Genomic DNA, 26,060 nt, shown 5'->3' with positions numbered 1-26,060 from the left:
AAGGAGAAGGTGGTGGTCAGGACGGGTCGCGGGAGATGCGGACCATGTCCTCGCGCGGCACCACCTTGACCCGCTCGCGGCCCTCGGACTCGCCGAGCGCCCGCTCGTGCGCGTCGAGCCGTCCCCAGCCCTCCCAGGTCGTGTACTCGACCTGGCGCTCCTCCAGCAGCCGCAGCACCGCATCGGGGTCGGGCTCCTCGGCGGCGGCCAGCGACTCGCGGTCGGCGAGGAGGTTGTTCACCGTCTCCAGCGCGTCGCCCTTGGTGTGGCCGATCAGACCGACCGGGCCGCGCTTGATCCAGCCGGTCGTGTAGACCCCGGCCATCGGCTCGCCGTCCAGGCCCAGCACCCGGCCCGCGTCGTTGGGCACGGTGCCGCTGGCGTGGTCGAACGGGATGCCCGCCACCGGTGAGCTCAGGTAGCCCACCGCGCGGTAGACCTGCTGCGCGGGCCAGGTCTCGAACTCGCCGGTGCCCCGGACGCCGCCGGTGCCGTCGAGCTCCATCACCTCGACGCGCACGCCCTCGACCCGGTCGGTGCCCTGCACCTCGGCGGGGGCGCGCAGGAAGTGCAGGTGCAGCCTGCGGGGGGTGTCGTGCTTCGGGTCCCGCAGCGCCCAGTCCTGCAGCGTCTTGACGATGCTCTTGACCTGGTTGCTGGACCGGATGGACTCCTCGCTGGCCTCGTCGAGCTCGAAGCCCTCCGGGTGCACGATGATCTCCACGCCGGGCTGGTGGTCGAGCTCGCGCAGCTCCAGCGGGGTGAACTTGGCCTGCGCCGGGCCGCGCCGGGCGAACAGGTGGACGTCGGTGACCCGGGAATCCTTGAGCCCGCGGTAGACGTTGTCCGGGATCTCGGTGCTGAGCAGGTCGTCGGCCTGCTTGGCCAGCACCCGGGCGACGTCCAGCGCCACGTTGCCCGCGCCGATCACCGCGACCTGCTCCCCGTCCAGGGTCCAGTCGCGCGGCGCCTCCGGGTAGCCGTCGTACCAGTAGACGAACTCGGCGGCCCCGTAGCTGTGCGGCAGGTCGGCGCCCGGGATCTCCAGCACCCGGTCCTTGTCCGCCCCGGTGGCGAACAGGACCGCGTCGTAGTGCCGGTGCAGGTCGTCGAGCTTGATGTCGACGCCGTACTCGATGTGGCCCAGGAAGCGGATCTCCGGCTTCTGCATCACGCGGTGCAGGGCGCTCACGATCCCCTTGATGCGCGGGTGGTCGGGTGCCACGCCGTAGCGGATCAGCCCGTAGGGGGCCGGCATCCGGTCGAGCAGGTCGATGTCGACCGCGACATCCGACTTGGTCAGGATGTCGGCGGCGTAGACGCCGGCCGGGCCGGCTCCGACGATCGCCACTCGCAACGGGCGGGTCATGCGCTCTCCTCCTGGTGTACTGCGGTGGACCCGCGACCGGTCGACCCGCGTCATCGTCAGGTCCCGGCTCGCCGGCGGTCCCGGGCCGCTGGCACGTCGGCGGACGTGCGCGGAAGTCAGCACCAAGCTTAGGTACCCCTTACCCGGGATCCCGGCATCCGGACCGGTGACAATGCTCTCAGCGGAGATCGGCGGCGCCCGACGTGCCGAGCCGACTGCGCTCCGTGGCCAAACCGCGACGACCTCAGTAGGATGCCTCCCGATCATCGCTGGACCCCGCGAACGGGTAACGCCCAGCACCCCATCGAGGATCAAGGAGATGTCAGGCGGACGTGGACCAGCCGCAGGAGGGTGCAGGTGTCGGCACGCAGATCTCCGCTGGGCCGGGCTCCGGGCGGGCGCGCGCTACCGCGCCGCGCGAGGGGCCGTACGCCGTGACGGGGACGGCGGTGGCGGACTTCGTGCGGCGCTGGAAGCGCGGCATCGTCCACACCAGCTACGTCCCGGCCAGCAGCGCCGAGCTCGACGACCGGCTCGGCGGCTGCTTCGAACGCCTGCGCGCGGAGCTCACCGGCACCGCCGCGGGCCCGGCGGCGCTGGAACTCGGCGCCGAACTGGTCCAGATCCACTTCACCAACCCGGCGGCGCTGTCCAGCACGCTGCGGTTGTTCGGCGCCGAGCTGCCCCGGTTGTTCCCGGGCCTGGACGCGCACCGGCTGCACGCGGTGCTCGCCGACATCGCCGCCGGATTCTCCGGACGCTTGCGGGAGCAGACCCTGGACGAGCAGGAAGTCATCAAGGTCGCCGTGCTGCACGCCAGGGACGCGGCCGAGGACAAGGTGCGGGCCAGCGAGGCGAAGTCGCGGGCCGTCTTCGAGACGTCGGTGCTCGGGCTGGCCGTGGTGCGGCTGGACGGCGGCATCGACGAGGTCAACCCGGCCATGGCGCAGATCTTCCAGCGCTCCGAGGAGGAGCTGCTGGCGGGAACCATCTTCGACCTGTGCGACCAGGACTGGGTGGCCGAGCTCGACGACGTCGAGGCCGGGCTGGTCGCGGGTGATCAGGAGACCTTCCACGCGGAGCTGCGGTTCACCCGCGCCGACGAGACGCAGGTCTGGACCGCCGTGACGGCCTCGCTGGTCCGGGACCGCGACGGCGCCCCGCAGTACCAGGTGGTGCAGTACGAGGACATCACCGACCGGCACCTGCTGCAGGAGCACTTCCGGCGGCAGTCCACCGTGGACACGCTGACCGGGCTGGGCAACCGGACGTTCCTGCGCGGCAGCATCGACCAGGCGCTGGAGCCGACGTACCGGGGCAGGCGGGTCGGGCTGTGCTACGTCGACCTGGACGGCTTCAAGGCGATCAACGACAGCCTCGGCCAGGAGATCGGCGACGCGCTGCTGCGCCAGGTCGCGCAGCGGTTGCGGGCCATGGCCGAGCTGGAGGGCGCGGAGGCGACGCGGCTGGGCAGCGACGAGTTCGTCGTGCTGCTGCCCGACTCGCACGGCGCGACCCCGCTGATCCAGTTCGTCGAGCGGATGCTGCGGGAGGTCCAGCAGCCGGTGCGGATCGGCACCCACGAGCTGAGCCCGTCGGCGAGCGTGGGCGTGGTCGAGCGCGAGGTGGTCGGCGCCGAGGCCGAGGTGCTGCTGCGCGACGCCGACATCACGCTGTACCGGGCCAAGCGCGACGGCCGGGCGCAGTGGGTGCTGTTCGACTCCGAGCACACCGCCGCGGCCCGGGACCGGTTCAAGCTCTCCGCGACGCTGCCCGCCGCGCTGGACCAGAACGAGCTGTTCGTGCAGTACCGGCCCGTCCGGCGGCTGTCCGACGGCAAGCTGACCGGGGCGACCGCCACGGTGCAGTGGGACCACGAGGAGTTCGGCGAGCTCTCCGCCGAGCAGTTCCTCGGGGTCGCCGAGGAGACCGGCCTGATCACCCGCCTCGGGAGCTGGATGCTGGAACGGGTGTGCGAGCACGCGGCGCGCTGGACGCAGCGGCTCGGCGCCGACGCCCCGATCGCCGGGATGGACCTGTCGCTGCGGCACTGCCGCGATCCCGAACTGGTCGCCGAGGTGCAGCGGGTGCTGCGCAAGACCGGGTTGGCGCCGCAGCAGCTCGCGCTCGGGATGCCGGAGGTGGCGCTGTTCGACCACCAGGGCGACCCGGTGGACACCCTGGAGATCTTCGCCGACATGGGCATCGGCCTGGTCCTCTACGACTACGGCGACGATTACACGCGGGTACCGTTGTTGAAGGACCTGCCGTTGCAGGCGTTGCAGATCAACGGGCCGCACCTGGCCAGCTTCGCCGACCCGGCGGGTCCGGACCCGATCCACGACTTCCTGGTCAAGGCCGCGGTCGGCGCGGCGGGCCTGGTGCGGATCCCGGTCGTCGCCACCGACGTGCGCACCGACCAGCAGGCCGAGCGGTTGCAGGCGGTCGGCGTGTCGAGCGTCTCCGGGGAGTGCACCGGAGGTCTGGTGTCGGCCCTGGAGCTGGAGGAGCTGGTCGTGGCGCAGCGCTCCTGATCACCCTGGTCGGGAGCTGCGACGCGGCCTCCGGACCCCGGCCGATAGCATCGGGTCGAAGGGTATCCGCTGCCGGTCGGTGACCGGCTCCATCCGAGGAGTGACCGTGTCCGTTCAGCCTTCGCCAGCCCAGCAAGCTCTCCGGGTGAAGGTTCCGGCGGGCACCACCGCGGGCGAGGCGGTCGCCGGGGCGGGCCTGCCGAACAAGGGCCCGGAGGCGATCGTGGTGGTCCGCGACGCCGCGGGTGAGCTGCGCGACCTGTCCTGGGCGCCGGAGTCCGACGTCGAGGTGGAGGCGGTGCCCGCCGACTCCGAGGACGGCCGCGGCGTGATCCGGCACTCCGCCGCGCACGTGCTCGCCCAGGCGGTGCAGGACACCTTCGACGACGCCAAGCTGGGCATCGGCCCGCCGGTCAAGGACGGCTTCTACTACGACTTCGACGTGGACCGCCCGTTCACCCCGGACGACCTGCGCGCGCTGGAGAAGCGCATGAAGCAGATCATCAAGTCCGGGCAGAAGTTCTCCCGCCGCAGGCTGGACTCGGTGGAGGAGGCCCGCGCGGAGCTGGCCGACGAGCCCTACAAGCTGGAGCTGGTCGACCTCAAGTCCGATGTGGACACCGATGAGGTGATGGAGGTCGGCGGCGGCGAGCTCACCGTCTACGACAACGTGGACCGGCACGGCGAGGTCGTCTGGGGCGACCTGTGCCGGGGACCGCACGTGCCGCACACCCGCTACCTCCCGGCCGTCAAGCTGATGCGGGTGGCCGCCGCCTACTGGCGCGGCGACCAGAGCAACCAGCAGCTCCAGCGGATCTACGGCACCGCGTGGGAGTCCAAGGAACGGCTCGACGAGCACCTGGAGTGGCTGGCCGAGGCCGAGCGCCGCGACCACCGGCGGATCGGCGCCGAGCTGGACCTGTTCTCCTTCCCGGACGAGGTCGGTTCCGGGCTGCCGGTGTTCCACCCCAAGGGCGGCATCATCCGGCGCGAGCTGGAGGACTACTCGCGCAAGCGCCACGAGCAGGCGGGCTACGAGTTCGTCTACTCGCCGCACATCACCAAGGACGCGCTGTTCAAGACCTCCGGTCACCTCGACTGGTACAAGGACGGGATGTTCCCGGCGATGCACCTCGACGAGGAGCTCGACGCGGACGGCGAGGTGCGCAAGCCCGGCCAGGACTACTACCTCAAGCCGATGAACTGCCCGTTCCACAACCTGATCTACCGCTCGCGGGGCCGGTCCTACCGGGAGCTGCCGCTGCGGCTGTTCGAGTTCGGCTCGGTGTACCGGTACGAGAAGTCCGGCGTGGTGCACGGGCTGACCCGGGTGCGCGGCATGACGCAGGACGACGCGCACATCTACTGCACCCCCGACCAGCTCCAGGAGGAGCTGAAGTCGCTGCTGGGCTTCGTGCTCGACCTGCTGCGCGACTACGGGCTGGAGGACTTCTACCTGGAGCTGTCCACCCGCAACGAGCAGAAGTACGTCGGTGACGACGCGAGCTGGGACCTGGCCACCGAGGCGCTGCGCGAGGCCGCCGCGTCCTCCGGGCTGGAGCTGGTGCCGGACCCGGGCGGGGCCGCCTTCTACGGCCCGAAGATCTCGGTGCAGGCCCGCGACGCGCTGGGCCGGAGCTGGCAGATGTCGACCATCCAGGTCGACTACCACCTGCCGGAGCTGTTCGGCCTGGAGTACACCGCCCCCGACGGCAGCAAGCAGCGGCCGATCAAGATCCACCGGGCGCTGTTCGGGTCGATCGAGCGGTTCTTCGGGGTGCTCACCGAGCACTACGCGGGCGCCTTCCCGGCCTGGCTGGCGCCGGTGCAGGTGGTCGGCATCCCGATCGCCGACGAGCACGTGGAGCACCTGCGCGAGGTGGCCGACCGGCTGCGCGCCGAGGGCCTCCGGGTCGAGGTCGACGCCGGGGACGAGCGGATGCAGAAGAAGATCCGCACCCACACCACGCAGAAGGTGCCGTTCCAGCTCCTCGCGGGCGGTCAGGACGTGGAGTCCGGCGCGGTGTCGTTCCGGTTCCGCGACGGCAGCCAGATCAACGGCGTCCCGGTGGACGACGCGGTCGCCGCGCTGACCGGCTGGGTGCGGCGCCGGGAGAACGCCTCGCCGACCGCCGAGAACTTCCCGGTGGTGGAGCCCGCGTGAATCCCGAGGGCGTGGACGTGACCGAGCAGCGGGGCTACGGCGTGCCCGACGCCCTGCAACGGCTGTGGACGCCGCACCGGATGGCCTACGTCCAGGGCGAGAACAAGCCGGTGGGGCAGGACAGCGAGGGCTGCCCGTTCTGCGTGCTGCTGGAGTCGGCGGCGCCGGACCGGGACACGCTGATCGTGGCGCGCGGGGAGCTGGTCTTCGCGATCCTCAACCTGTACCCGTACAACCCCGGGCACCTGATGGTGCTGCCGTACCGGCACGTGGCCGACTACACCGACCTCACCACCGAGGAGACGGCCGCCGTCGCGGCGTTCACCCAGCGCGCGATGCGGGTGGTCCGGGCGGTGTCCGGTCCGCACGGGTTCAACATCGGGCTGAACCAGGGGCCGGTGGCGGGCGCGGGCATCGCCGCCCACCTGCACCAGCACGTGGTGCCGAGGTGGGGCGGGGACGCCAACTTCATGCCGGTCATCGGCCACACGAAGGTGCTGCCGCAGCTCCTCGGGGAGACCTGGGAGCTGCTGGCGGAGGGCTGGCGCGAACTCGACTGAGGCGCGGGCGCCCTCGTCCCGGCCGGACGAGGGCGCCCCGCACGGGCGGGCGCTCAGCTCCGGAGCTGCGCCTCGACCTCGATGGTCAGCTTGACCTTCTCGCCGACCATGGCGCCGCCGTCGGGGCCGACGCCGAAGTCGGTGCGGTTGAGGGTGGTCTCGGCCGACAGCCCGAGCACGCCCTCCTCGGTGATGCCGCCGAGCTCGGTCTCCAGCGCGATGGTCCTGGTGACGCTGTGGAGGGTGAACTCGCCCTCGATCACGTAGTCGTCGCCGTCCGCGCGGATCGCGGTGGAGCGGAAGGTGGCGGTGGGGTGGTTCTCGCTGTCCAGGAAGTCCGGGTTGGCGAGGTGCGCGTCGCGGTCGGCGTTGCCGGTGTCGACCGAGTTCGTGTCGATGGTGGCGGTGACCGAGGACTCGAGCGGGTTCTCGGCGGTCACGATCTCGCCCCGGAAGCTCTGGAACCGGCCGCGGGACTTGCCCACGCCCATGTGCCGCACCGAGAACTCGATCGCCGAGTGGACCGGGTCGATGTCCCAGGTGCCGACGGTGTAACCCGGGACCTGCTCGGTCGTGGTCATGCTGCCTCCTCGTTCGTCGGGGTTTTCGTGGGGACGAACCCCGTTGCGGCGCCGCCGATTCCGGCTTGTGTCCGACCTCACCGGACCGGTGGGCCACCGGTGCCCGCAGGTCATCCCGCGCGGGGGCGGCTAATCTTCGGGTGTAGGCACCTCGGCGCTAGGCGGTCGTTCCAGGACGATGCTCAACTTCTCGGCGCGGGCGACACTGGCCCGGCTCCTCGATCCGGTCGGCGCGGGTCTGGTGCGGCTCGGTCTGTCGCCGAACACCGTGACCCTCGTCGGCACCCTCGCCGCGATCGCGGCCGCGCTGTGGTTCTTCCCGCGCGGTGAGCTGTTCGCCGGCACCGTCGTGGTCACCCTCTTCCTGCTGTTCGACCTGCTGGACGGGGCGATGGCCCGGGCGGGCGAGCGCGCGACCGCGTTCGGCGGCGTGCTGGACGCGACCTGCGACCGGCTGGTGGACGGGGCGCTGTTCGGCGCGCTGGCCTGGTGGGCGCTGGCGGTGGAGGGCGACCGGGCGCTCGGCGCCGGGTTGCTGATCTGCCTGGTGTGCGCGCAGGTCATCTCCTACGTCAAGGCGCGCGCCGAGGCCAACGGGCTGCGCGCCGACGGCGGGTTGGCCGAGCGCGCCGAGCGCTTCATCGTCGTGCTGGTCGGCACCGGTCTGCACGGCCTCGGCGTGCCTTTCGTGCTGGACGTCGCGGTGTGGCTGCTGGTGGTGCTCTCGCTGCTCACCGTCGCGCAGCGGATGGTCGCGGTGCGCACCGAGCACCGCGGCGCCCAGCGCTGAGCGCGACCCGCTTCGGCCGCCGGAAAGTGGACTACTGAAATGGGCCCCTAGTGGCCCGTGTCCGTGGTCCAGTTCGCGCCTAGCCTCGTCCCCGCAGGATCGCGGTGGAAGGAGTTCGCAGGTGAGCGCACAGACGGGTGCCGAGCGCACCGGTACCGACGGGGTCAAGCGCGGCATGGCCGAGATGCTCAAGGGCGGCGTGATCATGGACGTGGTGACGCCCGAGCAGGCGGTGATCGCCGAGCAGGCCGGGGCGGTCGCCGTGATGGCGCTGGAGCGGGTGCCCGCCGACATCCGCGCGCAGGGCGGGGTGGCCCGGATGTCGGACCCCGAGCTGATCTCCGGGATCGTCGAGGCGGTGTCGATCCCGGTGATGGCCAAGGCGCGGATCGGGCACTTCGTCGAGGCCCGGGTGCTGCAGGCGCTCGGCGTCGACTACGTCGACGAGTCCGAGGTGCTCACGCCCGCCGACGAGGAGCACCACATCGCCAAGCACGACTTCACGGTGCCGTTCGTCTGCGGCGCCACCGACCTCGGCGAGGCGCTGCGCCGGATCGCCGAGGGCGCCGCGATGATCCGTTCCAAGGGCGAGGCGGGCACCGGCGACGTCGTGCAGGCCACCCGGCACATGCGCCGGATCCGGCGGGACGTCCGCCGGCTGGCCGCGCTCGACGCCGACGAGCTGCCCGCCGCGGCCAAGGAGCTGCGGGCGCCGCTGGAGCTGGTCCGGGAGGTCGCCGGGGCCGGTCGGCTGCCGGTCGTGCTGTTCACGGCGGGCGGGATCGCCACTCCCGCCGACGCGGCGATGATGCGCGCGCTGGGGGCCGAGGGCGTCTTCGTCGGCTCCGGCATCTTCAAGTCCGGCGACCCGGCCGCGCGCGCGGCGGCCATCGTCAAGGCGACGACGTTCTGGGACGACGCCGACGTGCTCGCGCAGGTCTCCCGGGGGCTGGGCGAGGCGATGGTCGGCATCAGCGGCGAGGCCGTCGACGATCACTACGCGACCCGCGGTTGGTGAGGCCCGCCCACCCTCACCAGGCGCACGTTCGGGGGCTCAGACGTGCTCCATGAGCAGGACCGCCGTCGTGCCGGGGGCCAGGGCTTCGTAGAGGTGCGGGGCGCTGCCGGAGAAGGCGGCGTAGTCGCCCGGGGCCAGCTCCACCGGCTGCTCGCGCGGGCCGACGCGCAGGTGCCCGGCGGTGACCAGCACGTGCTCGACGGAACCGGGGATGTGCGGGTCGCCGTGGCGCACGCCGCCGGGTTCGAGTTCGAGCAGGTACAGGTCGCGCCGGGCGCCCGGCGGGCAGGAGCTGAGCAGGGCCGCGGCGTAGGGCGACTGCTCGGAGCGCACCATCGGGGCCTCGCCGGAGCGGATCACCCGGACCTGCGGGGACGGCGGTTCGACGAGCCTGCTGAACGGGATGCCGAGGGCGACGCCGAGCGCCCACAGGGTCTCCACGCTCGGGTTGCCCGTCCCGGCCTCGAGCTGGGAGAGCGTCGACTTGGCGATGCCCGCGCGCTTGGCCAGCTCCGTCAGGGACAGGCCGGCGCGGTCCCGCTCCCGGCGCAGCGAGGCGGCGATGGTCTCCAGCGGTGGGGCCGCCCGGCTGGTGTCGTTCTCGCGCATCATGTTCGGTGTACCGACCTTCCTGTTCGGTTTGACGAACGCGGGACGCATGTTCATGCTAGCGAACGTGAGTACGGTTCAACGAACGCGGTGGTGGCACGATCGGCTGGTCCGCGACGCCCTGTCCATGGCCGCGGCCATGGCGATCGTGGGCGCCTCGCTGGGGGCGATCGCGGTCGGCAAGGGCGTCCCGCTCTGGCTGATCACGCTGATGGGCGCGGTGGTCTTCGCCGGCGGGTCGGAGTTCATGGTGGTCGGCCTGGTGACCGCGGGCGCCGCGCCGGTGACCGCGGTGCTCGGCGGGCTGATGCTCAACGCCCGGCACTTCCCGTTCGGCCTGGCGGTCGGCGGGCTGCTCGACCGGGGCTGGCCGAGCAGGCTGCTCGGCAGTCACCTCATGGTCGACGAATCGGTGGCCTTCGCGCTGGCCCAGCCCACCGAGCCGGAGCGCAAGCGCGCGTACTGGCTGGTCGGGGTCGCCCTGTACCTGGCGTGGGCGCCGTCGGTGTTCGTCGGCGGCCTGCTGGGCGCCCGGATCGGCGACCCGGCGGTGCTCGGGCTGGACGCGGCGCTGCCCGCCGCGCTGCTGGCGCTGATCACGCCCGCCCTGCGGGAGCACCGGACGCTGCGGGCGGTCGCCCTGGGCGCCCTGGTCGCGGTGGCGACCACGCCGCTGCTGCCCGAGGGGCTGCCGGTGGTGGCCGGGCTGGTCGGGCTCGCCGCCGCGCTGCCGCTGCCGAAGGGGGTGGCCGCCCGATGACGGTGGGGATCGTCCTCGCGCTGGCCGCGGGGACCTACGCGATGCGGCTGGCCGGGCCGCTGCTGCGCGGCCGGGTGGAGTTCTCGCCGCGCTGGGAGCAGCTCATGTCGATCGCCGCGATGGTGCTGCTCGGCGGGTTCGTGGCCACCAGCACCGCGTTCGAGGGCGGCGACCTCGCCGGCTGGGCCCGGTTCGCCGGGGTGGCCGTCGGCGGGGTGCTGGCCTGGCGCAAGGCGCCGTTCGTGCTGGTCGTGGTCGCCGCGGCGGCGACCACCGCGCTGCTGCGGGTGGTCGGCCTGAGCTGATCGAGATCGAGGAGGAGACGTGCAGGTGATGAACGCCCGGCCGGTGATCGGGGTGCTGGCCCTGCAAGGCGGGGTGGCCGAGCACCTCACCGCGCTGGAGCGCGCCGGGGCGGTGGCCCGCCCGGTCCGCCGGCCCGAGGAGCTGGCCGAGGTGCACGGCATCGTGCTGCCCGGCGGGGAGTCCACCACCATGTCCCGGCTGCTCGACGCCTTCGAGCTGACCGAGCCGCTGCGCGCCCGGCTGGCCGCCGGGCTGCCCGCCTACGGCTCCTGCGCCGGGATGGTGCTGCTCGCCCGCGAGGTCCAGGACGACCGGGCGGTGCGCCCGCTGGGCGCGCTGGACGTGGTGGTCCGGCGCAACGCCTTCGGCAGGCAGGTCGACTCCTTCGAGACCGATCTGGACGTGCGCGAGGTGGGCCGGGTGCGCGGGGTGTTCATCCGGGCCCCGTGGGTCGAGTCGGCGGGGCCCGCGGTCGAGGTGCTGGCCACCGCCGGACACCCCGAGGTGCCCGACGCGTCGGCGCCGGCGGCGCCCGCCGGTAGGATCGTCGCGGTTCGGCAGGCACGCGTGCTCGCCACCGCCTTCCACCCGGAGCTGGTCGGCGGGGACGAACGCGTGCACCGCCATTTCGTGCAGACCGTCCGCGCGCGGTGACGCTCGCCGTCGGCGCGCGGGCGAACAACGACGGAGGACAGATGAGCGGCCACTCGAAGTGGGCCACCACCAAGCACAAGAAGGCCGCCGTCGACGCCAAGCGCGGCAAGCTGTTCGCGAAGCTGATCAAGAACGTCGAGGTCGCCGCGCGGACCGGCGGTGGTGATCCGGAGGGCAATCCGACCCTCTACGACGCCATCCAGAAGGCCCGGAAGAACTCGGTGCCGACGGACAACATCGAGCGCGCGCGCAAGCGCGGCGGCGGCGAGGAGGCGGGCGGCGCCGACTGGCAGACCATCATGTACGAGGGTTACGCCCCGAGCGGGGTCGCCGTGCTGGTGGAGTGCCTGACCGACAACCGCAACCGCGCCGCGGGCGACGTGCGCACCGCGATGACCCGCAACGGCGGCTCGATGGCCGACGCGGGCTCGGTGTCCTACCTGTTCAACCGCCGCGGCGTCGTGCTGCTGCCGAAGAACGGCCTCGGCGAGGACGACGTGCTCGGCGCGGTGCTGGAGGCCGGTGCGGAGGAGGTCAACGACCTCGGCGAAAGCTACGAGGTGCTGGCCGACCCGTCCGACCTGGTCGACGTCCGCAAGGCGTTGCAGGCGGCGGGCATCGAGTACGACTCGGCCGAGCTGAGCTTCCTGGCCTCGGTGACCGTGCCGCTGGAAGCCGACGCCGCCCGCAAGGTGTTCAAGCTGATCGACGCGCTGGAGGACTGCGACGACGTGCAGAACGTCTACGCCAACTTCGACGTGTCCGACGAGGTCATGGCCCAGGTCGACGCGTAGAAGTCGGCGTTTCGCCGCTGTGCCAGATTCCACGTGTCCGACGAGGTCATGGCCGAGGTCGACGCGTAGAAGTCGGCGTTTCGCCGCTGTGTCAGATTCCACGTGCCGACGAGGTCATGGCCCAGGTCGACGCCTGATCGCCGGAGCGCCCCGGTCGGCGGGTGTGGGCCACCGCACCCGGCCCGGCCGTCCGGGCCGTCCCGCGGCGCGCGGCAGGCAGAATGGCGCCGTGGTGGACGAGGAGCTGCGGAAGTGGTTGGTCGACACCGCCGAGCGCGAGGGCGCGGCGGTGGTGCAGGTCGCCGGGGACGAGGGCGGTGCCCCGTTCGCGTTCTCGGTGGGTGCCTGGCGCCGGTTCGGCAAGCCGGAGGTGGTCGTGATCGGGCTGCCGCCGGAGGTCGCGCAGTCGGTCATCGGCCAGTACGTGCGCCGGGTGTCGGCCGGGGAGCGGTTCGCCCCCGGGCAGCTCTACGAGGGCTTCCTGCGGGGCTGCCCGGTCACCTTCGAGCGGATCGACCACCGGCACTACCCGGAGTACCTGGGCAGCGCGTTCGTGGTCTACGGCGGTGACGACTTCCCCGCGGTGCAGCTCATCGTCGCCAGCCCGGAGGAGGGCCGCTTCCCCTGGGACGACGACGCGCCCGGCGGCTTCCGCGAGTACCAGCCGGTGCTGACCGCCAGCGGGGCCCCGGAGAGCTGGCGGCCCGGCGTCGACGGACCCTGATCGCGTCGGCATGTCGGACCCGGGGCGATGATCCCGGTCGGCTAGGCTTCGAACGGGTGTTCACGGCCGGAGTCGTCAGGTCAGCGGGGGAGTCAGCTCATGGTGCGGGTGCTCGGCGTCGACCCCGGGTTGACCCGGTGCGGCCTCGGCGTGGTCGACGGCCGGGGCCGGAAGCTGAGCTGCGTGGCCGTCGGCGTGGCGCGGTCCCCGGTGGACGACGACCTGGCCCTGCGGCTGCGGTCGGTGGCCGAGGTGGTCGAGGACTGGATGGACACCCACCGCCCGGAGGTCGTGGCGATCGAGCGGGTGTTCAGCCAGCACAACGTGCGCACCGTGATGGGCACCGCGCAGGTCTCCGGGGTCGTGGCGCTGGCCGCCGCGCGCCGCGACCTCCCGGTGGCCTTCCACACCCCCAGCGAGGTCAAGGCCGCGATCAGCGGATCGGGCCGGGCCGACAAGAAGCAGGTGACCGCGATGGTCACCAGGATCCTCGGGCTCGCCGCGGCGCCCAAGCCCGCCGACGCCGCCGACGCGCTGGCCCTGGCCGTCTGCCACCTGTGGCGGGCGCCGATGGCCGAGCGCTTGGCGGCGGCGGAGGCCAAGGCCGCCGAACTGGCCCGCAACCACCGCGCGCGGCTGCAGGCGGCACAGCGCTCGGCACGGAACGGAGGTCGACCGTGATCTCAACGGTGCGCGGCCCGGTGCTCTCCATCGGTCTCGATCACGCGGTGGTCGAGGTCGGCGGGGTCGGGTTCGCCGTCCACGCCACCCCGGCGACGCTGGCGGGGCTGCGCCGGGGCGAGGAGTCCCGGCTGTGGACCTCGCTGGTCGTCCGGGAGGACTCGCTGACCCTGTACGGCTTCCCCGACGCCGAGTCGCGGGACCTGTTCGGCCTGCTCCAGACGGCGTCCGGGGTGGGCCCCCGGCTGGCCCTGGCGACGCTGGCCGTGCTCACCCCCGACCAGCTCTGCCACGCGCTCGGCGACGGCAACCTGACGGTGCTCACCCAGGTCCCCGGCATCGGCCGCAAGAGCGCCGAACGGCTGGTCCTGGAACTGCGGGACAAGGTCGGCGCGGTGGTCTCGCCCGCGCCGTCGGGACCGGACCGCGGGCGGCTGCGGACCGAGGTCTCCGAGGCCCTGGTCGGCCTCGGCTTCTCCGCCAAGCAGGCCGAGCAGAGCGTGGAGGCGGTGCTGGCCGCCGGGCACGACGGGCTGGACAACTCGGCGGTGCTGCGCGAGGCCCTGACCAAGCTGGGCCCGAAGTGAGGCGGGCATGACCGAGCTCGACGAGGACGGCCCGGGGCGCGACGAGGTCGCCCTGGACCCGCACCGGCAGGCCACCGAGCAGGACGTCGAACGCACCCTGCGCCCGCACCACCTGGCGGAGTTCATCGGCCAGCCCCGCGTCCGCGAGCAGCTCGAACTGGTGCTGCGCGGGGCGCTGAACCGGGGTGACCAGCCCGACCACGTGCTGTTCTCCGGACCGCCGGGCCTGGGCAAGACCAGCCTCGCCATGATCATCGCCGCCGAGCTGGGCGCCGCGATCCGGGTCACCTCCGGCCCCGCGCTGGAACGCCCCGGCGACCTCGCGGCGATGCTGTCCAACCTCGCCGAGGGCGACGTGCTGTTCATCGACGAGATTCACCGCATCGCCCGCCCGGCCGAGGAGATGCTGTACCTCGCGATGGAGGACTACCGGGTCGACGTGGTGGTGGGCAAGGGCCCCGGGGCCACCAGCATCCCGCTGGAGATCGCGCCGTTCACGCTGGTCGGGGCGACCACCCGGTCCGGGGCGCTGACCGGCCCGCTGCGCGACCGGTTCGGCTTCACCGCGCACATGGAGTTCTACGTCCCGGCGGAGCTGGAGCAGGTGCTCCGGCGCTCGGCGGGCATCCTCGGGGTGGACCTGCGCGACGACGGGGCGGTGGAGATCGCGCGCCGCTCCCGGGGCACGCCGCGGATCGCCAACCGGTTGCTGCGCCGGGTCCGGGACTACGCGGAGGTGCGCTCCGACGGCGCGGTCACCCGCGAGATCGCCCGGGCCGCGCTGGAGGTCTACGACGTCGACGAGATCGGCCTGGACCGGCTGGACCGCGCGGTGCTGGGCGCCCTGGTCCACTCCTTCGGCGGTGGCCCGGTGGGGATCTCCTCGATGGCCGTCGCGGTGGGCGAGGAGTCCACCACCGTCGAGGAGGTCTGCGAGCCGTTCCTGGTGCGCGCCGGGCTGCTCGCCCGCACCCCGCGCGGCCGGGTCGCCACCGCCGCGGGCTGGGCGCACCTGGGACTGCCGGCGCCGGAGAACGCCCCGGGCGGGCAATCAGCGACCCTGTTCGACGTCTGATCCCCGCGCCCCGGAACGGCGGTCCGCGCGAACGGCGCGCGGTGCGAGTTAGGTGAGGGGCACCCTTGCCCAAGTTACTCGGGCAAGGGTGCCCCTCACTCACGTCCCGAACGGGTGGCGGGCCTGCTGCGCGGGTGGCCGGTGCGCTGCTGGTGAGAAGGCCCACCCGGGCCTGCCGCGGCGGTCGGCGGGGCTGTTCGGGGCGGCCCTGGGCTGCTGCTGGGGGCCGCGTGGCTGCCGCTGGGAGCCGAGCGCTCGGCGACAGGTGCTGAGGCGGAGGAGTAGGGTGCCCGCTACCTCCAGTTGACCTGGCACACTGGAGGTTGTACATCCGAACAATTCGGGCGCAGTGCTGCGAGGGCTGGGCCCTTAGCGTCCGCTGAAACGGAGCACGATGGAATCCCTGATCTTCCCCCTGCTGATCGTCCTGCTCGCCGTTCCGCTGTTCCTGCAGGCGCGCAAGCAGAAGCGCATGATGCAGGAGCAGCAGAAGCTGCAGAACTCGCTGACCGCGGGTGACCGGGTGATGACCACCTCCGGCGTCTTCGGCACCGTCGTGGCCACCGCCGACGACAGCATCGAGCTGGAGCTGGCCCCCGGCCTGACCACCACCTGGGTGCGCGCCGCCGTGCGCGAGAAGGTCGTCGACCAGGCCGCCGCGGAGCAGGCCGCCCCGGTCGAGTCCGCCGACGCCGACGAGGCCGAGGACACCGGCAAGACCGAGGACGCGAGCAAGGCCGCTGCCGACGACAAGGCCGCCGAGACCGACAAGGTCGCCGAGCCGGAGCAGCAGAAGGCGAACTGAGCGGGTTCGGTGCCCGGGCGGTGCCGGTGGAACGACCGGCGCCGCTCTGGAACGCCACCGAGCCGACCCCGCCGAACCGGTCGCACCCGAAGGCGGCTCCGGCCGCCACCGGGTGCCGGACCGGTTCGCGCCGGGACCCGTCGCGCCAGGCAGCGCTGCCTGGCGCGCACCTGTGCCGACCCCCGGCGACCCCGGGTGACCAGCGGTGCACCTCCGGTTAGCACCCCGCGGCGGAGGGACCGCGCACCCGGCCTGTCAGACTGAGGGGCGGATTTCCGCGTCGTCCGCCGGGCGGGCGCGGTCTGGAGACGTAGATCGTGGACGGGAGACGGACGCACCGTGGCACCTCCGGCCGGGCAGATCCGCCCAGGGCGTTATCTCGGGATCTTCGCGCTGATCGTGGTGGCGCTGTACTCGCTGGTCTTCTTCACCGGCGACGGCAAGCCCACCCCCAAGCTCGGGATCGACCTGCAGGGCGGCACCCGCGTCACGCTCACCGCCCGCACTCCCGACGGCGCCCCGCCCACGAACGAGTCGCTGGAACAGGCGCGGCAGATCATCGAGACCCGCGTCAACGGCATGGGCATCAGCGGCTCCGAGGTGACCCGGGACGGTTCGAACCTGGTCATCACGGTCCCCGGCGCGGGCGGTGAGCAGGCCAAGCAGCTCGGCCAGACCGCGGAGCTGAACTTCCGGAAGGTCACCACCGCCGTCCCGGTGCAGCCGGCGCCGCAGGGCACCACGCCGCAGAACGCCGCTCCCGCGCAGGCCCCGTCGCCCGAGGACCAGCAGCGGCTCATCGAGGAAGCCAAGTCCACCCGGCAGAGCACCGATCCGGCCGTGCTGCAGCAGGCGTTGCAGACCCTGGACTGCAACGCCGAGGACCCGCTGCGCGGCAACGACGATCCGACGCGCCCGCTGGTCACCTGCGACCAGGAGGGCACCGCGAAGTACCTCCTGGAACCCGTCTTCCTCCAGGGCGAGCAGGTCGCCGACGCGATGGCCCAGCCGCCGCAGCCGCAGAGCGGCCAGGGCTGGACGGTCAACCTGGAGTTCAAGAGCGAGGGCGCCAAGAAGTGGGCGGACTTCACCTCCGCCAACGTCGGCCAGCAGGCCGCCTTCGTGCTCGACACCGAGGTGGTGTCGGCGCCCAGCATCGAGACCGCGCTGCTGGGCGGCAACGCGATGATCTCCGGCCAGTTCAACCAGCAGAGCGCCACCGAGCTCGCCGAGATCCTCAAGTACGGCTCGCTGCCGCTGGCCTTCGACCAGTCCGAGGCGGAGACGGTCTCGGCCACCCTCGGCGTCGCCTCGCTGGAGGCCGGGCTCATCGCGGGCGGTATCGGCCTGGCGCTCGTCGCGGTGTACTGCCTGTTCTACTACCGCCTGCTGGGCATCCTGACGATCCTGTCGCTGGTGCTCTCCGGTGGCATCGTCTACGCGGTGCTCGTGCTGCTCGGGCGATGGGTCGGATTCACCCTCGACCTCGCCGGGGTGGCCGGGTTCATCATCGCCATCGGCATCACGGCGGACTCGTTCATCGTGTTCTTCGAACGGCTCAAGGACGAGATACGCGAGGGACGCACGTTCCGCTCGGCGGTGCCGCGGGCGTGGCCGCGCGCCCGGCGCACCATCCTGTCGGCGGACACGGTCAGCTTCCTGGCCGCCGCGGTGCTGTACGTGCTGGCGGTGGGGCAGGTCAAGGGCTTCGCCTTCACCCTCGGCATGTCCACCGTCCTCGACCTGGTCGTGGTGTTCCTGGTGACGCACCCGCTGGTCGCGATGGCCTCCAAGAACAAGTTCCTGTCCAAGCCCTCGGTCTCCGGGCTCGGCGCGGTGCAGCGGATCAGCGACCGGGCTCGCGCCGCTCGCCGCCGGACGGGTCAGCCGACGACCGCCGAGGAGGCGTGACGTGACGACCCCAGGGAACGAGCAGCGGACCAGCATCTTCCACCGGCTCTACACCGGCACCGGCGCGTTCGACATCATCGGCAAGCGCGCCCGCTTCTACGTGTCGCTGGGCCTGCTGGTGCTCGTCTGCCTCGGCGCCGTCGGGTTCAAGGGCTTCAACCTCGGCATCGACTTCGAGGGCGGCACCAAGATCCAGATGCCCGCCGTCGGTGCGCAGGGCCCGATCGAGGACGACGCGGTCCGGGCCTCCTTCGAGGAGGCGCTGGGCCAGCCCGCCGAGACCGTCCAGACGGTCGGTGCGGGGGACAGCCAGAGCATCCAGATCCGGACCGAGTCGCTGGACGCCGCCGAGGTCTCGCAGGTCAAGGAGGCGCTGTTCGCCGACCTGCGGCCGTTGGACGTCCAGGGGCAGCCGAACCCGGCCGTGATCAGCGACAGCGCGGTCAGCGGCACCTGGGGCGGTGAGATCACCCAGCAGGCGCTGATCGCGCTCGGCGTGTTCCTGGTGCTGGTGACGGTCTTCCTGGCGTTCTACTTCGAGCGCTGGATGGCGGTCGCGGCGCTGGTCTCGCTGCTGCACGACGTCGTGGTCACCGCGGGTCTCTACTCGCTGATCGGGTTCGAGGTCACGCCCAGCACCGTGATCGGCCTGCTCACCATCCTGGGCTTCTCGCTGTACGACACCGTGGTGGTCTTCGACAAGGTCAAGGAGAACACCCGGGGCCTGCTGAGCACGACGCGGCGGACCTACGCCGAGGCGGCGAACCTGGCGGTCAACCAGACCCTGGCGCGCTCGATCAACACCTCGGTCATCGCGCTGCTGCCGGTCGCCGGTCTGCTCGTGGTGGGCTCCGGGCTGCTCGGCGTCGGCGTGCTCCGCGACCTCGCGCTGGTCCAGCTCATCGGGATGCTGGCCGGGGTGATCTCGTCGATCCTGCTGGCCACGCCGCTGCTGGTGGACTTCAAGGCGCGGGACCCGAAGTACCGCGAGCACACCGCCAAGGTGCTGGCGCGCCGCGAGCGGGCCGCGGCCAAGGAGGCCGGGATCGAGCCGCCGGAGCGCCCCGTCGTCGCGGCGGGCACCGCGAGCGGCCGCCGGGCCCAGCGGTCGAACGGCAATCCCGCGGCCGGTCCGGGCAAGACCCCGACCGGGAAGACGCGGCAGCCGTCGGGCAAGCGGCGGCGTTGAGCAGGAGGAGTGCGGGTTCCGTGCAGGTGGTGGACCAGACCGACAGCGCGTTGCGCGCGGCGGCCGAGCTGGTCCGGGAGGTCCCGGACTTCCCGGAGCCGGGAGTGCTGTTCCGCGACATCAGCCCGATGCTCGCCGACGGTCCGGCGCTGGCCGCCGTGGTCGGGGCGCTCGGGCGCGACTTCCGGTTCGACGTGGTCGCCGGGGTCGAGGCGCGCGGGTTCCTGCTCGGCGCCGCCGTCGCCCAGGCCGCCGGCACCGGGGTGATCGGGCTGCGCAAGCCGGGCAAGCTGCCGGAGGTCGCCGACCGCGTGGACTACACCCTGGAGTACGGGCGCGCGACCCTGGAACTGCCCGCGGGCACGCTGCGGGCCGGGCAGCGGGTGCTGGTGGTGGATGACGTGCTCGCCACCGGCGGGACCCTGGGCGCGGCGTGCCGACTGGTCCGGCAGGCGGGCTCCGACGTCGCCGCCGCGGCGGTGGTGCTGGAGCTGACCGCGCTGGAAGGTCGCGACAAGATCGCCGGGGAGGAGATCCGCGCGCTGCTCAGCGTGTGACCTGGACCACCCGTTCGGGTGGGTGTTCGATCGGTCCGGCCGATCGGTGGCGTGCCGGTCCCCAGCGCCAGGGGACCGCTGGGCGTTTCACACCCGCACCAGGGAAGGCCGATCACTCGGATGGCGTTATTCTCGACGTCTGGATCCCAGGAACGAGACCACGACGCCTTTGTGCCGGGAGCGTGCGTTGAGCCAACACGTCGAGTCCCCCGCTTCGGCGAGCGCGCCGCTCGCCGATCCGCGCCCCGCCTCGGCGACGCGACGTGTCCGGGCCCGGCTGGCCCGCCGGATCACCGCGCAGCGGGCGGCGCAGGTCAAGCAGGTGCTCGAACCGCTGGCCGCGGTGCACCGCGACCTGCACCCGCAGGCCGACCTGGGGTTGCTCCAGCGGGCCTACGACGTCGCCGAGGACAAGCACGCCAGCCAGCGCCGCAAGTCCGGCGACCCCTACATCACCCACCCGCTCGCGGTGGCCACCATCCTGGCCGAGCTGGGCATGGACACCACCACGCTCATCGCCGGGCTGCTGCACGACACGGTGGAGGACACCGACTACTCGCTGGAGCGGCTCGGCGACGAGTTCGGCGAGGAGGTGGCGCACCTGGTCGACGGCGTCACCAAGCTGGACAAGGTCAAGCTGGGCGCCGCCGCGGAGGCCGAGACCATCCGCAAGATGGTCATCGCGATGGCCCGCGATCCCCGGGTGCTGGTCATCAAGCTGTCCGACCGGCTGCACAACATGCGCACCATGCGCTTCCTGCCGCCGGAGAAGCAGGCCCGCAAGGCCCGCGAGACGCTGGAGGTGCTGGCGCCGCTGGCCCACCGGCTCGGCATGGCCACGATCAAGTGGGAGCTGGAGGACCTGGCCTTCGCCATCCTCCAGCCCAAGAAGTACGACGAGATCGTCCGGCTGGTGGCCAACCGGGCCCCGTCGCGGGACACCTACCTGCGCACCGTCGTCGACGAGCTCTCCGGGCAGCTCGACACCGCCCGGCTGTCGGCCAAGGTCGAGGGCCGCCCGAAGCACTACTACTCGATCCACCAGAAGATGATCGTGCGCGGGCGCGACTTCGACGACATCCACGACCTGGTGGGCGTGCGCATCCTGGTCGACGAGGTGCGCGACTGCTACGCGGCGATGGGCGTGGTGCACGCGCTGTGGCAGCCGATGCCCGGGCGGTTCAAGGACTACATCGCCCAGCCCCGCTTCGGCGTCTACCAGTCGCTGCACACCACGGTGATCGGCCCGGAGGGCAAGCCGCTGGAGGTGCAGATCCGCACCCACGAGATGCACCGCACCGCCGAGTACGGCATCGCGGCGCACTGGCGGTACAAGGAGACCAAGGGCCGCAACGGCGGTCAGTCGGGCGTCGAGGTCGACGAGATGGCGTGGATGCGCCAGCTCCTCGACTGGCAGCGGGAGGCCGCCGACCCCGGCGAGTTCCTGGAGTCGCTGCGCTACGACCTGGCGACCCGGGAGATCTTCGTCTTCACGCCCAAGGGCGATGTGATCACGCTGCCCTCCGGGTCGACGCCGGTGGACTTCGCCTACGCCGTGCACACCGAGGTCGGGCACCGCTGCATCGGCGCCCGGGTGAACGGCCGGCTCGTCGCGCTGGAGCGCAAGCTGGAGAACGGCGAGGTCGTCGAGATCTTCACCTCCAAGGCGGAGGGGTCGGGCCCGAGCCGGGACTGGCTGTCGTTCGTGGCGTCGCCGCGGGCCAAGGCCAAGATCAAGCAGTGGTTCGCCAAGGAACGCCGGGAGGAGGCGATCGAGTCCGGCAAGGACGCGATCGCCAAGGAGATCCGCCGCCTCGGGCTGCCGGTGCAGCGGTTGGTCTCGGCCGAATCGCTGGGCGCGGTGGCCCACGAACTGCACTACGTCGACGTCACCGCCCTCTACGCGGCCGTCGGGGAGCGCCAGGTCTCCGCCCAGCACCTCGTGCAGCGCCTGGTGACCATGATCGGCGGGCCGGAGCAGGCCGCCGACGAGATCGCCGAGCGGTCCACCCCGTCGACGCTGGAGGGGGGCCGCCGGACGCGCGGTGATTCCGGCGTGGTGGTCAAGGACGTCGACAACGTGTGGACCAAGCTGGCCCGCTGCTGCACCCCGGTGCCCGGCGACGAGATCCTCGGGTTCATCACCCGCGGCGGCGGGGTGAGCGTGCACCGCACCGACTGCACCAACGCCGACGAGCTGCGCAAGCAGCCGGAACGGCTGGTCGAGGTGCACTGGGCGCCGTCGGCCTCGTCGGTGTTCCTGGTGGCCATCCAGGTTGAGGCGCTGGACCGGCACCGGTTGCTCTCCGACGTCACGAAGGTGCTCGCCGACGAGCGGGTCAACATCCTCTCGGCCTCGGTGACCACTTCGAAGGACCGGGTGGCGGTGAGCCGGTTCTCCTTCGAGATGGGCGACCCGAAGCACCTGGGCCACGTGCTCAAGGCGGTGCGCAACATCGAGGGCGTGTACGACGTGTACCGGGTGACGTCCGCGGCCTGATCGGGTTCCCTGATCGGGTTCTTCGCGCCGGATCTGCTTGCCCGGCCCCCCGGCGGCTGGCAGCGTTCGGATGTCGCTCGCGGTGGGTGGGCGGCCGGTCCGGGGTGGTGCGCCTGCACCACCCCGGATCCTTGCTCGGGTGCCGGGTGGCGTTCGCGGGGCTCAAGCGGGTGAGGGGCACCTTCATCCGGCGTGGTTGGCTGAAGGTGCCCCTCACTCAGCTCCCGAGCGGGTGGGTCAGGCGTTCACGACGACGTCCTCGAAGGTGACGTCGACGTTGGGCTTGCCGCCCCCCGCGGAGGAGTCGAAGGAGCCGTCGTGGCCCTGCCGGGCGACCTCGTCGATGACCTGCAGGCCCTCCTCGGAGATGGTGCCGAACACCGTGTAGTCCGGCGGCAGCGGAGCCTCCCCGTAGACCATGAAGAACTGGCTGCCGTTGGTGTTCGCACCGGAGTTGGCCATGGCCAGGTAGCCGCGGCCGTACTGGAGCTCGGGGAAGGTCTCGTCGTCGAAGGCGTAGCCGGGGCCGCCGGTGCCCTGGCCGGTCGGGTCGCCGCACTGGAGCATCTGCAGGCCCTCGGTGCTGATCCGGTGGCAGGAGGTCTGGTCGAAGTAGTTCTGCTCGGCCAGGCTCACGAAGCTGTTCACCGCGCACGGGGCCAGCGCGCGGTCCAGCGTCACCGGGATCTCGCCTTGGCTGGTCCGCATCGTCACGCCGACGGTCCCGGTCGAGGAGACCTCGCCGCCCTCGGGCGGCTGCACCGGCTTGGCGGGCTCGCCCTCGGGGCGGTACTCGCAGCTCACCGGATCGGGCAGCGGGGTCGGCCGGGACGGCGGCGGGGCGAGCTCGGTCGGGATCTGGATCTCCGGCTGCGCCGGGGGTGGCGGCGCCGCCGCCGGGGTGTCCTCGCCGCTCCTGGTGAAGTAGAAGACGCCCACGACGATCACGATCACCACCGCGATCGTGGTGCCTGCCGTGATCATCCGGCGTCGCTTGGCCTGCGCCTCACGCCGCTCGAGCTGGCGTTCGAGCTTGCGCTTGGCCGCCTGGCGGCGTTGCTCGTTGCTGGGCACCTGCTCCCTCCCCGGGCCTTGGTGATGTTGTCGCGGGGAGTTTATGGGGCCGCTCACCGGTTGAACCTGAGAGCCCTCCTCAGGTTCGGCGAGCCATGCGGCGTCCGCCCCGGGAGCGGGGACGATAATCTGGACGTCGACCCGGGCAGCCGGGTCCGACACGTCGTCGTAGGTGGAAAGGTCGCGCCCCGTGCTAGTCCTCGGCTTCCCGGTCGGACCGCTGCAGGCCAACTGCTACGTGCTCGCCCCGGGGCGCGGTGGGCCCTGCGTGGTGGTCGACCCCGGTCAGGACGCCCTCGAACCGCTGGCCGAGCAGTTCGCCGAGAACGAGCTGACCCCGGCCGGGGTGCTGCTCACGCACGGCCACTTCGACCACGTCTTCAGCGCGGGCGAGCTGGGCGAGCGCTACGGGATCGCCTCCTGGCTCCACCCCGCCGACCGCCACATGCTCACCGACCCGGGCGCGGCGCTGGGCCCCGCCGGGCGGCAGCTCTTCGGCGACGGGCTGCGGATGAGCGCGCCCGCCGAGGTGCACGAGCTGGTGCCGGGCACCCCGGTCGAGGTCGCCGGGCTGCGCTTCGACGTCACCCACACCCCGGGCCATACCGGCGGGTCGGTGCTCTACGGCATCGAGGCCGAGGAGGGCGGGCGGCTGCTGCTGTCCGGCGACACCCTCTTCGCCGGTGCGATCGGGCGCACCGACCTGCCCGGCGGCGACCACGACCGGATGCTGGCCAGCCTGGCCGAGGAGATCCTCCCGCTGGCCGACGACGTGGTGGTGCTGCCGGGCCACGGACCGACGACGACCATCGGGCGCGAGCGCGCGGGCAACCCCTTCCTGCAGGGCCTGCCCGTTGCCGACGCCGTGACGAGGACAGAGAACCCCCGCTGATGAGCACCTTCACCGCCCCCAAGGGCATCCCCGAGTACTTCCCGCCGGAATCGGCCGCGTTCCTGGCGGTCCGCGACACTCTGTCGGACGCCGCCCGGCGCGCCGGGTACGGCTACATCGAGCTGCCGCTGTTCGAGGACACCGTGCTGTACGCGCGGGGCGTCGGCGAGTCGACCGACGTGGTCAGCAAGGAGATGTACACCTTCGCCGACCGCGGCGGCCGGTCGGTCACGCTGCGCCCGGAGGGCACCGCCGGGGTGATCCGCTCGGTCATCGAGAACGGCCTGGACCGCGGCCAGCTCCCGGTGAAGCTGCACTACGGCGGGGCCTTCTTCCGCTACGAGCGGCCGCAGGCCGGTCGGTACCGGCAGCTCCAGCAGGTCGGGGTGGAGGCCATCGGGGTGGACGACCCGGCGCTGGACGCCGAGGTGATCGCCATCGCCGACGAGGGCTACCGGCGGCTCGGCCTGACCGGCTTCCGCATCGAGCTGACCTCGCTCGGCGACAGCACCTGCCGCCCCGCCTACCGGGCCAAGCTCCAGGAGTTCCTGCGCGGGCTGCCGCTGGACGAGGCGACCCGGCAGCGCGCCGAGCTCAACCCGCTGCGCGTGCTCGACGACAAGCGGCCCGAGGTGCGCGAGCTGGTCGCCGACGCGCCGCTGATGGTCGACCACCTCTCGGCCGAGTCGAAGGAGCACTACGAGCAGGTCAAGGAGCACCTGCGGGCGCTCGGGGTGGCCTTCGCCGAGAACCCCATGATGGTGCGGGGGCTCGACTACTACACCAAGACGACCTTCGAGTTCGTCCACGACGGGCTCGGCGCCCAGTCCGGCATCGGCGGCGGTGGCCGCTACGACGGGCTGATGGCCGAGCTCGGTGGGCAGGAGTTCTCCGGCGTCGGCTTCGGCCTCGGCGTGGACCGCACCCTGCTGGCCTGCGAGGCCGAGGGGCTCACCGTGGGTGACCGGACGCGCTGCGACGTCTACTGCGTGCCGCTGGGCGAGGCCGCCAAGGCCCGGCTGGTCGCCGCCGCGGGCGGGCTGCGGCGCGCCGGGGTCCGGGTCGACCTCGCCTACGGCGGCAAGGGCCTCAAGGGCGCGATGAAGGCCGCCGACCGGTCCGGTGCCCGCTACGCGCTGGTGCTCGGCGAACGCGACCTGGAGTCCGGCGCGGCCCAGCTCAAGGAGCTGACCACCGGCGAGCAGCGGTCGGTGCCGCTGGATTCGCTGGTCGAGGTGGTCACCGAGGCCGTGGCGCGATGAGCACCGACGAGCCGGTCGCGCTCGACCTGCTGGACCGCAGGACCATCCGCGCCCGGGCGCGCAACGTGGCCATCGCCGCGCTGCTGGTCGGCGCGGCGCTCGGCGGCGTGGTCGGCCTGTTCGCGGGTCCGTTCGGCTTCGGCCTCACGTTCGCGGTCGTCGCGCTGCCGCTGCTGCTGCTGGCCTTCGCCGAGGCCCGCAAGACGGTGCGGCTGACCGGCACCGAGGTGTCGGTGACGGCGGTGGGCACCCGGGTGGTGGAGCTGAAGACGGTCGACCGGCTGGCGGTGTTCGTCACCGACATGCGCGGTGCCCGCACGGTGAACCTGCTGGTCGGCGGGCCGCCGAAGGGCAAGGCGATCAGCATCTCGCTGGCCATGTACGCCGGGACCGGCGGTCGGGAGCTCGGCGTGTACGCGCTGCGCAGGCTCGCCGACGCGCTGGCCGCCATCGGCGACACCCGGGCGCTGGTGCTCTCCGAGCTGATCGTCGCGCAACTGCGCGCCGAGGCCCGGGGCGACGCGGCGCCCGACCGCCCGCTGTACCGGCTCGCCTCGGCCGCCCCGGAGGGCCGCGTCGCCCAGCAGCTGCACCCCGACGCCGTCGCCCGCTTCGTCGCCGAACTCGGCTGAGCGCGCTCCGGCGAACGGGTGACACCCGCCGT

25 protein-coding genes are annotated in these 26,060 nt (G+C 72.5%); 21 read left to right on the top strand and 4 right to left on the bottom strand.

Annotated elements, in window-relative coordinates:
• Positions 1-16: 16 nt before the first annotated feature.
• Positions 17-1,369: an FAD-dependent oxidoreductase gene (locus tag ABD976_RS12805; protein WP_345362375.1), complete on the bottom strand. Its 1,353-nt coding sequence runs from the start codon at positions 1,367-1,369 to the stop codon at positions 17-19.
• Between the two features lie 434 nt (positions 1,370-1,803).
• On the opposite strand from ABD976_RS12805, the gene ABD976_RS12800 reads away from it, so the two are divergent.
• The 3 genes from ABD976_RS12800 to ABD976_RS12790 all read left to right on the top strand — a co-directional run bounded on the left by ABD976_RS12800 (position 1,804) and on the right by ABD976_RS12790 (position 6,627).
• Positions 1,804-3,903, top strand: coding sequence for a putative bifunctional diguanylate cyclase/phosphodiesterase (locus ABD976_RS12800; protein WP_345362372.1), 2,100 nt, complete (start codon positions 1,804-1,806; stop codon positions 3,901-3,903).
• Between the two features lie 145 nt (positions 3,904-4,048).
• Positions 4,049-6,067: a threonine--tRNA ligase gene (thrS, locus tag ABD976_RS12795; RefSeq protein ID WP_345362369.1), complete on the top strand. Its 2,019-nt coding sequence runs from the start codon at positions 4,049-4,051 to the stop codon at positions 6,065-6,067.
• An 80-nt stretch (positions 6,068-6,147) separates the two neighbouring features.
• Entirely contained in the window at positions 6,148-6,627 is a 480-nt protein-coding gene (locus ABD976_RS12790; protein ID WP_345362578.1) for an HIT family protein, read from the top strand.
• A 53-nt stretch (positions 6,628-6,680) separates the two neighbouring features.
• Here the strand turns inward: ABD976_RS12790 and ABD976_RS12785 are convergent, their stop codons facing one another.
• Positions 6,681-7,208 (bottom strand): YceI family protein, encoded by a 528-nt coding sequence (locus ABD976_RS12785; protein WP_345362366.1) that lies wholly within the window; start codon positions 7,206-7,208, stop codon positions 6,681-6,683.
• Positions 7,209-7,386: 178 nt separating this feature from the next.
• Between ABD976_RS12785 and pgsA the strand changes: the two genes are divergently transcribed.
• A complete protein-coding gene (gene pgsA, locus ABD976_RS12780) occupies positions 7,387-7,998 on the top strand; it encodes a phosphatidylinositol phosphate synthase (protein ID WP_345362363.1) in 612 nt (203 codons plus the stop codon).
• A 121-nt stretch (positions 7,999-8,119) separates the two neighbouring features.
• Entirely contained in the window at positions 8,120-9,016 is an 897-nt protein-coding gene (pdxS, locus tag ABD976_RS12775; protein ID WP_345362360.1) for a pyridoxal 5'-phosphate synthase lyase subunit PdxS, read from the top strand.
• 36 nt (positions 9,017-9,052) lie between these two features.
• Here pdxS and ABD976_RS12770 read toward each other — a convergent pair whose 3' ends face one another.
• Positions 9,053-9,625, bottom strand: a complete 573-nt coding sequence (locus tag ABD976_RS12770; protein ID WP_345362357.1) for a helix-turn-helix domain-containing protein — start codon at positions 9,623-9,625, stop codon at positions 9,053-9,055.
• Between the two features lie 67 nt (positions 9,626-9,692).
• On the opposite strand from ABD976_RS12770, the gene ABD976_RS12765 reads away from it, so the two are divergent.
• The 13 genes from ABD976_RS12765 to ABD976_RS12705 all read left to right on the top strand — a co-directional run bounded on the left by ABD976_RS12765 (position 9,693) and on the right by ABD976_RS12705 (position 22,168).
• On the top strand, positions 9,693-10,385 hold the full coding sequence (locus ABD976_RS12765; protein ID WP_345362354.1) for an AzlC family ABC transporter permease: 693 nt from the start codon (positions 9,693-9,695) through the stop codon (positions 10,383-10,385).
• Positions 10,382-10,690 (top strand): AzlD domain-containing protein, encoded by a 309-nt coding sequence (locus tag ABD976_RS12760; protein ID WP_345362351.1) that lies wholly within the window; start codon positions 10,382-10,384, stop codon positions 10,688-10,690. Before ABD976_RS12765 ends, ABD976_RS12760 begins: the two co-directional genes overlap by 4 nt.
• Positions 10,691-10,718: 28 nt before the next feature.
• Positions 10,719-11,345, top strand: a complete 627-nt coding sequence (gene pdxT / locus ABD976_RS12755; RefSeq protein WP_345362575.1) for a pyridoxal 5'-phosphate synthase glutaminase subunit PdxT — start codon at positions 10,719-10,721, stop codon at positions 11,343-11,345.
• A 41-nt stretch (positions 11,346-11,386) separates the two neighbouring features.
• Positions 11,387-12,139 carry a YebC/PmpR family DNA-binding transcriptional regulator gene (locus tag ABD976_RS12750; protein WP_345362348.1) on the top strand — a complete coding sequence of 251 codons (753 nt, stop codon included), beginning with the start codon at positions 11,387-11,389 and terminating at the stop codon, positions 12,137-12,139.
• A 229-nt stretch (positions 12,140-12,368) separates the two neighbouring features.
• The gene (locus tag ABD976_RS12745; RefSeq protein WP_345362345.1) at positions 12,369-12,863 is read left to right on the top strand and encodes a DUF4262 domain-containing protein; all 495 of its coding nucleotides are present in this window, start codon (positions 12,369-12,371) and stop codon (positions 12,861-12,863) included.
• Positions 12,864-12,965: 102 nt separating this feature from the next.
• Entirely contained in the window at positions 12,966-13,544 is a 579-nt protein-coding gene (gene ruvC, locus ABD976_RS12740; protein WP_345362572.1) for a crossover junction endodeoxyribonuclease RuvC, read from the top strand.
• A complete protein-coding gene (gene ruvA, locus ABD976_RS12735; protein WP_345362342.1) occupies positions 13,541-14,131 on the top strand; it encodes a Holliday junction branch migration protein RuvA in 591 nt (196 codons plus the stop codon). The genes ruvC and ruvA overlap by 4 nt, the downstream gene beginning before the upstream one ends.
• Positions 14,132-14,138: 7 nt before the next feature.
• Positions 14,139-15,206, top strand: a complete 1,068-nt coding sequence (ruvB, locus tag ABD976_RS12730; RefSeq protein WP_345362339.1) for a Holliday junction branch migration DNA helicase RuvB — start codon at positions 14,139-14,141, stop codon at positions 15,204-15,206.
• Between the two features lie 394 nt (positions 15,207-15,600).
• On the top strand, positions 15,601-16,011 hold the full coding sequence (gene yajC, locus ABD976_RS12725) for a preprotein translocase subunit YajC (RefSeq protein WP_345362336.1): 411 nt from the start codon (positions 15,601-15,603) through the stop codon (positions 16,009-16,011).
• Positions 16,012-16,350: 339 nt separating this feature from the next.
• Positions 16,351-17,922: a protein translocase subunit SecD gene (gene secD, locus ABD976_RS12720; RefSeq protein WP_345362333.1), complete on the top strand. Its 1,572-nt coding sequence runs from the start codon at positions 16,351-16,353 to the stop codon at positions 17,920-17,922.
• Between the two features lies 1 nt (position 17,923).
• Entirely contained in the window at positions 17,924-19,111 is a 1,188-nt protein-coding gene (gene secF, locus ABD976_RS12715; protein ID WP_345362330.1) for a protein translocase subunit SecF, read from the top strand.
• Positions 19,112-19,131: 20 nt separating this feature from the next.
• Positions 19,132-19,668, top strand: a complete 537-nt coding sequence (locus ABD976_RS12710; protein ID WP_345362327.1) for an adenine phosphoribosyltransferase — start codon at positions 19,132-19,134, stop codon at positions 19,666-19,668.
• A 187-nt stretch (positions 19,669-19,855) separates the two neighbouring features.
• Complete coding sequence (locus ABD976_RS12705) at positions 19,856-22,168, top strand: RelA/SpoT family protein (RefSeq protein WP_345362323.1); 2,313 nt, start codon at positions 19,856-19,858, stop codon at positions 22,166-22,168.
• 237 nt (positions 22,169-22,405) lie between these two features.
• On the opposite strand, the gene ABD976_RS12700 is transcribed toward ABD976_RS12705, so the two are convergent.
• A complete protein-coding gene (locus ABD976_RS12700) occupies positions 22,406-23,242 on the bottom strand; it encodes a peptidylprolyl isomerase (RefSeq protein WP_345362320.1) in 837 nt (278 codons plus the stop codon).
• A 190-nt stretch (positions 23,243-23,432) separates the two neighbouring features.
• Between ABD976_RS12700 and ABD976_RS12695 the strand changes: the two genes are divergently transcribed.
• The 3 genes from ABD976_RS12695 to ABD976_RS12685 are packed head-to-tail and all read left to right on the top strand — an operon-like array spanning position 23,433 to position 26,028.
• On the top strand, positions 23,433-24,134 hold the full coding sequence (locus ABD976_RS12695) for an MBL fold metallo-hydrolase (protein ID WP_345362317.1): 702 nt from the start codon (positions 23,433-23,435) through the stop codon (positions 24,132-24,134).
• A complete protein-coding gene (hisS, locus tag ABD976_RS12690) occupies positions 24,134-25,396 on the top strand; it encodes a histidine--tRNA ligase (protein ID WP_345362314.1) in 1,263 nt (420 codons plus the stop codon). The genes ABD976_RS12695 and hisS overlap by 1 nt, the downstream gene beginning before the upstream one ends.
• Positions 25,393-26,028: a hypothetical protein gene (locus ABD976_RS12685; protein WP_345362311.1), complete on the top strand. Its 636-nt coding sequence runs from the start codon at positions 25,393-25,395 to the stop codon at positions 26,026-26,028. The genes hisS and ABD976_RS12685 overlap by 4 nt, the downstream gene beginning before the upstream one ends.
• Positions 26,029-26,060 lie beyond the last annotated feature (32 nt).

Source organism: Saccharopolyspora cebuensis, assembly GCF_039542665.1.
Classification (GTDB): Bacteria; Actinomycetota; Actinomycetes; order Mycobacteriales; family Pseudonocardiaceae; genus Saccharopolyspora; species Saccharopolyspora cebuensis.
Note: the sequence above shows the minus strand (reverse complement) of the source record. Positions and strands in the feature narration are given on the sequence as shown.

Coding starts and splice junctions, on each gene's coding strand:
- ABD976_RS12805 (WP_345362375.1), bottom strand. CDS start 1,369: ATGACCCGCCCGTTGCGAGTGGCGATCGTCGGAGCCGGCCCGGCCGGC.
- ABD976_RS12790 (WP_345362578.1), top strand. CDS start 6,148: ATGGCCTACGTCCAGGGCGAGAACAAGCCGGTGGGGCAGGACAGCGAG.
- ABD976_RS12785 (WP_345362366.1), bottom strand. CDS start 7,208: ATGACCACGACCGAGCAGGTCCCGGGTTACACCGTCGGCACCTGGGAC.
- pgsA (WP_345362363.1), top strand. CDS start 7,387: ATGCTCAACTTCTCGGCGCGGGCGACACTGGCCCGGCTCCTCGATCCG.
- ABD976_RS12770 (WP_345362357.1), bottom strand. CDS start 9,625: ATGCGCGAGAACGACACCAGCCGGGCGGCCCCACCGCTGGAGACCATC.
- ABD976_RS12760 (WP_345362351.1), top strand. CDS start 10,382: ATGACGGTGGGGATCGTCCTCGCGCTGGCCGCGGGGACCTACGCGATG.
- pdxT (WP_345362575.1), top strand. CDS start 10,719: ATGAACGCCCGGCCGGTGATCGGGGTGCTGGCCCTGCAAGGCGGGGTG.
- ABD976_RS12750 (WP_345362348.1), top strand. CDS start 11,387: ATGAGCGGCCACTCGAAGTGGGCCACCACCAAGCACAAGAAGGCCGCC.
- ruvB (WP_345362339.1), top strand. CDS start 14,139: ATGACCGAGCTCGACGAGGACGGCCCGGGGCGCGACGAGGTCGCCCTG.
- yajC (WP_345362336.1), top strand. CDS start 15,601: ATGGAATCCCTGATCTTCCCCCTGCTGATCGTCCTGCTCGCCGTTCCG.
- hisS (WP_345362314.1), top strand. CDS start 24,134: ATGAGCACCTTCACCGCCCCCAAGGGCATCCCCGAGTACTTCCCGCCG.
- ABD976_RS12685 (WP_345362311.1), top strand. CDS start 25,393: ATGAGCACCGACGAGCCGGTCGCGCTCGACCTGCTGGACCGCAGGACC.